Here is a 5,561-nt window from a genome sequence, read left to right on the forward strand (position 1 = left end):
CTCACATCATCAATGACTTATACTTTATAAAAATCAATGGCGGACAAGTCAGGAATGATCAGGTTTAGAGCGTTATAACAAGAAGAATGTATTATCAGTTGTGTGAAATTTCAAAGTATAGCTACAGTGAAAAGCCTGCTGCTTTTATATGTAGAGTATGTATGGCCAGAAAGATACCCAATGTTACAAAGAAAATTTCAATGGAGTTGTCTTTATCTTGTTTTGGCAGTTAGCTTTAATTGTTTCAAGTTAATTTATGTTGCAAAGCGTTTTTTTGTTTCTTACATCAAAAAGCCATACCGGTTACAATGCTTTTGTTTCCGGTATGGCTGTCAAAAAGAAATGCAAGGTTCTCTTTACAGTGCTGCTTTATTGCTTAATAAATTTCATCGTTACAGGTTTTGTATCACCAATAATAGTAATGTAATAGATCCCTGCAGACATTTGGGAAACATCTATCAGGGTTTGGTTTTGTTTGATCGTGATCTTATGGGTTTGTACACCATTGCTTCTCAGAATAAGTAATGTTGCCGGCTTTTTATTATAAGGATAATTGACCGTGAGTTGCGAACGCACCGGATTTGGTGTTATGCTGATTTTTTCTTTTTCAATTTTGAGTAGCTTTATTTCGCTGAAAGTATAACGGCCGTCTGTATCAACCTGTTTTAAACGATAATAATTATAACCGGCTGACGGAGCAGTATGCAGCCATTCATATTCACGCCGGAATGAACTGTTGCCTGCTGCAGACTGTTGCCCTATTTTATTGAAATGAATACCGTCATCGCTGTGTTCAATATCGAAGTGCAAGGTATTGATTTCCGTTTGGGTACTCCAGGTTAGAAATGATCCTTTGGCGGTTTCACTTACCTGGAATTTCAACCCGGTAACAGGCAGAATGCTGTTAATAGATATGGTGCGGTTAGCCGTTAAAAAAACAGGAGGATCAGTAGTTAGTCCGCCATATTCCACTACATAGCCGAGACTGGTTGTACCTGCAAGATCATTCCATTTGCCGGGGTTTGCTCCTACGGAATATATTTGTGCATGATTTTCATTACTGCCGGAATTATTGGGTTCTCCCAGGTTCCAGTTGTTGTATGCCGTACCAAAAGCCGGGGGATAAGACGTGCTGTTGGGCGCATTGCCGGTAGTTATTTGAGTTGCTTTTTCGGGCCCGGTAACCCAATACCATTTTCCTTCGGATGCACCCTGGCTGGCATAAGTGGTGGCGCCGGTGGCCGCATTAATATCTGCATAGCTGTCACTGGCGCCAATCCATGCGTTGGCAGATAATTTTTGCTGTATAAAATCATTTTCCTGTTGCGTGGTAACGGTGGCCAGGTAACCCTGTAATCCCAAATAACTTCTGCCTGCCGCGGCAGTTTTTGCTGTTGACCAGTTCCCGGCTGCAGCCACATATTCGTAAAAATGACCGTTGCTAAAAGCTATCTGGTTACCTGCTGAAAAAGTAATGGTTCTGTTGGCGATGATGTTGGAAGACGAATTGAATTTTACATTGCGCAATACTGTTTGCCAATTGCCGGATGAAGCAGTTCCGGTAAGGGTCAATACTCCTGTTGCGGAGTTATAAGCCACAGCGGTAATACCATTGTATGGAAGCGCAGGTCCGGTATAGCTTAAAACATCACCCGGATTAAAATTACCAGAAATGGTTACCCTCGTATTAACAATATTTGCGGCGCTGTGCACTGCAATATTGTCATCCACGGCAAGAGCGGCTGCGTGTAACTGGTAAGTTACCGAACCTGTGGTAGCCTTAAGCTCGGTGGCAATAAGCTGAATATTTCTGCTGTGTGTTATGTCAACAACCGGCTCTCCGGTAACGCCGCCAAATTCTAATATATATCCTAAAGGACCAGTATTTTTTGAATCATTCCATTTACCGGCAGCATAAGAATTTTCTGCATAATGCTCACCTGAAGAGTTGTTTGGTTCTCCGCTGTTCCAGTTGTTATATTGGCCTGAAACTGCTGTACTTCCATTGGAAAAATGTGTGCCCTTTTCCGGGCCGGTAACCCAATACCATTTTCCTTCAGAAGCAGTTTGGCTGGCGTAAGTGTTGGTGCCGGTAGCAGCATTGATCTCGCTAAATTGATCGCTGGCCCCAATCCAGCCCTGACCACTTAAAGACAGCACCATAGTATTTTCTGCGGCGCTTGTAATAGTAACCAGGTAGCCGGTTTGTCCGAACAGATTTTTGGTGGCGGCATTGGCTTTAGCATCCGTCCAGGTATAAGATCCTGTTATATACGCATAGTAGTGACCGTTAGTATTGTAAAACTTAGCGGTTCCGTCGCCGGCCTCAAAAGTAACGGTGCGCGTGGCAGATACGGATGAAGTAGTATTAAACTTTACCGTGCGCAGCAGGCTTTGATAATTGTTCGGGCTGGCCACACCTGTAAATGTTAAAACACCGGATGCATATGCTGCTGTTACACCCGATGGCAGGGTTCCGGAATAGGACAACACATCACCTGCGTTGTAATTGGTTGATATGGACACACGGAATTTACTAATGCTTACGCCGGTTACCGTGAGTGCGTCATCCACCACTATAGCCGGAGCATTATTGGCTACCGCGGTGGAAGATGAAGAACCGTTAACTGTAATTTGCGAAAAGGATGGAATGCATAGCACACAGGCCAGAAAGGTAAAAATCTGTTTCATGAGTATTGGTTTTAAATTGACTTCGAAAGTCAAAAAAAGCAAAAAAAACCGAGTTTGCCGGGACTGCTGGAAAAGGGAAGGTGGTTGATCTGACGATCTTTACTTTTTTAAAAATGGAAAGAAAATCAATGCTGGCATAGAGTTCAACGAGTTTTTTTTGTTGCACGCTAAGTGTTTTTACTTATAAAAAAGTGCTTTATTTTCTTGACAATTATCAGGATTTATTTTTCTGTTTAGTAGAGGAGACAAGATGGAGTTAATATATGTTGAACTACATGCTTTTTTTGCTTCTGAGCCGACTGAGTGTTTCTTCCGACATGCCCAGATAGGAGGCCACATATTTGAGCGGTATACGGTTTACCAGCTCCGGCCTTGTAGCATTAAAATGACTGTATCTTTTTTCGGCGCTTGGTAGGCGCGAAATATATGATCTTTCTTCTGACGCAGCATAATATTCTTCCAGCAGCATCCGTGCTACTGTATTCATTTCAGGAAAGAGCGTATACATCTTTTGCATGCTTTCAAAAGACATGGCATACAGATCGCTGTTTTCCAGGGCTTGTATATATTCCAGTGATGGCTCATTGCGCGACATACTGCGGATAGAAGTAGTAATCTCATTTTCGGGATTGATCCATGTGGTGATCTCCTTTTTTCCTTCTTTTATAAAAGCACGTAAAACGCCTTTGTGTATATAGTAATAATATGAACAAAATTCACCTGGTTTTAAAAGGTATTTGCTCCTGCTTATTTTTTTGTGAAATGAATTTTGTATAATGTATTGCTCTGCTTTTTTTCCCAGCGGGTATAGCGTTCTGATAAAATCCGCCAGCGGCGAATGAATCATTTTTTCTTTTTCAGATGTGGTGCGGTTTATTTTATGTGTAAGCATTCGGATTACCTGTGTGAATATAGTAAGACAATTATAGCAAGGCAAATCTAAAACTATAACGGGCATAAAATCAAATGTCTTTTTGCCTGTAGCATATGCCGTTCATTATGCGCAATTAAAAACCGGAAAGTATCACCGAGCTTTAAACGGATCCATTTTGAAATGGATACGGGTACGCGGGTGGCATTAATATCTGTGGCTTTAGCTTTTCGCAGGCAGCGCATAAGCTGTTCCTGCTGCTGTATGAATTCCGCCACTACTGCACGGGCATCAAGATCGGGCGTTGGGGAATGATCTTTAGGCGACTTATATTTTTTAGTGGAATTGCCGGGTTGCATCATTTGGGTAAAATAATTGCCCAGCCATCCGCTTTTAAATTTTTCGTTGGTAGCGTTTCCCGCGGGATGGTTGATGGCATAAGTGATTGCCGGTAAATAAAACCTGCCATAGCTGTTTAAATGCGCCAGGCACTGGGCCATGCTCCAGCCGCCATCCGGGGCGGGTTTTAACAGGGTTTCTTCGGGTAAGTTCTGGAAAACGCTAACGGCTTCAGCAAGATGTTTTTCAACCTCCTGCTCCAATGAGCTTAATAATTTGAATTTTGACATGGCTTTCATTTGCTTCATATTTTATTGATGATGCAAAGTTGTATCGCGGGGCAATGATAAGTATTGGTAAATACCAAGATTTTCAGATTTTTATTTTGTTGATGATCTTGCTGAAGTTGGTAGGGTCTATTCCCAGGTAATTAGCGAGGTATTTATGAGGAACCAGTTGTAAAATGTGCGGACTGCGTTGTAAAAGTTTTCTGAACTTATCTTCAGAAGAGTAGCATTGTATTTCTGCGAGCCGTTCTAATAAGCCCGATAAGGCATTGGTTACGCCCATACGCACCATCGTTTCAACAGCAGGCCTGTTTTTCATAATGATTTCCACTTCATGGTATGGGGCTCTTAAAAAGAAAGATGGCGTAAGGGTTTCATACGTATAGCGCGAAGGCTGATGCAGCATCATGGCATCCAGCACGCCGCCAAAAGAAGGCGCATAGGTAAAAACGAGGGTGGCTTCACGATCCTGCTCATCATAATAATATACTCTTTGCAGGCCTTCCAGCACAAAATATAAATATTTTTCTCTTTCTCCGGCAGCCGTAATGATCTCTTTTCTTTTTGCGGAAAAAGGCTGCCATATCCCGGTAAAGGCATGCCAGTCTTCATCAGGCAACGGATATACAGCCTGAATGAGTTGTCTGAGTTGTAAAAGTTGGTCGTGCATTGCTAAAAATCTGTCAGCAATATTAAAAATAATCAATGAACGGGGTTATATTATTGCAGTGAAAACAATTAAGTTTGAATTCAATTGAACATTAAAACAATCTGTAATCATGTCGCATATCTGGTTTAAAAAGGAATTCTCACTTCAAAAGCTGCAGGCCATGAGTGCCGGAACCATGGGAGAGCACATTGGTATTGAATTTACTGAAATCGGGAATGATTACCTGAAAGCCACCATGCCGGTAGACCAGCGTACCCGGCAGCCTTATGGTTTATTGCATGGCGGCGCTTCGGTTGCGCTGGCGGAAACATTGGGAAGTGTGGCTTCATCGCTGGTTTTAGACACGAATGTATTTATTTGTGTGGGACTGGAAATTAATGCCAATCATATCCGAAGTGCCCGGCAGGGACGGGTTACAGGTATCGCCACGCCTATACATTTGGGCTCTTCTACCCATGTATGGGATATAAAAATTTATGATGAAAGGGAAAGATTGCTTTGCATAAGCCGGCTAACAGTTGCTATTTTAAAAGGAAAGGATATGCCGGTTACATAAGCTTTGTCTTGGTTTTTTTTAGTGCACAATGTCTGCTGTTGCAGGGCCTGTAACAGTGTGATATAAGCGAAATGCTTGCAATTGTTGGGATAAGCTGTATTTCGTAATTGACAACATCATCCAGACCTTTGGTTAGTTTTTTATATA

At 42.1% G+C, this 5,561-nt stretch carries 5 protein-coding genes; 1 reads left to right on the forward strand and 4 read right to left on the reverse strand.

Translation table 11 applies throughout. The features are described 5' to 3' along the window. Window positions 1-369: 369 nt before the first annotated feature. The 4 genes from PLE34_RS21480 to PLE34_RS21495 all read right to left on the reverse strand — a co-directional run bounded on the left by PLE34_RS21480 (window position 370) and on the right by PLE34_RS21495 (window position 4,858). Window positions 370-2,691, reverse strand: coding sequence for a lectin-like protein (locus PLE34_RS21480; protein ID WP_324560577.1), 2,322 nt, complete (start codon window positions 2,689-2,691; stop codon window positions 370-372). Between the two features lie 271 nt (window positions 2,692-2,962). After that, on the reverse strand, window positions 2,963-3,583 hold the full coding sequence (locus tag PLE34_RS21485) for a Crp/Fnr family transcriptional regulator (RefSeq protein WP_324560580.1): 621 nt from the start codon (window positions 3,581-3,583) through the stop codon (window positions 2,963-2,965). Between the two features lie 53 nt (window positions 3,584-3,636). Continuing rightward, window positions 3,637-4,209, reverse strand: a complete 573-nt coding sequence (locus tag PLE34_RS21490) for a DinB family protein (RefSeq protein ID WP_324560583.1) — start codon at window positions 4,207-4,209, stop codon at window positions 3,637-3,639. A 64-nt stretch (window positions 4,210-4,273) separates the two neighbouring features. Continuing rightward, window positions 4,274-4,858 carry a Crp/Fnr family transcriptional regulator gene (locus PLE34_RS21495; protein WP_324560586.1) on the reverse strand — a complete coding sequence of 195 codons (585 nt, stop codon included), beginning with the start codon at window positions 4,856-4,858 and terminating at the stop codon, window positions 4,274-4,276. A gap of 109 nt (window positions 4,859-4,967) precedes the next feature. Here PLE34_RS21495 and PLE34_RS21500 point away from each other — a divergent pair, with 109 nt between their 5' ends. After that, window positions 4,968-5,414, forward strand: a complete 447-nt coding sequence (locus tag PLE34_RS21500; RefSeq protein WP_324560589.1) for a hotdog fold thioesterase — start codon at window positions 4,968-4,970, stop codon at window positions 5,412-5,414. The last annotated feature ends 147 nt before the right edge of the window (window positions 5,415-5,561 follow it).

This window comes from Agriterribacter sp. (assembly GCF_035445465.1).
Lineage (GTDB): Bacteria > Bacteroidota > Bacteroidia > Chitinophagales > Chitinophagaceae > Agriterribacter.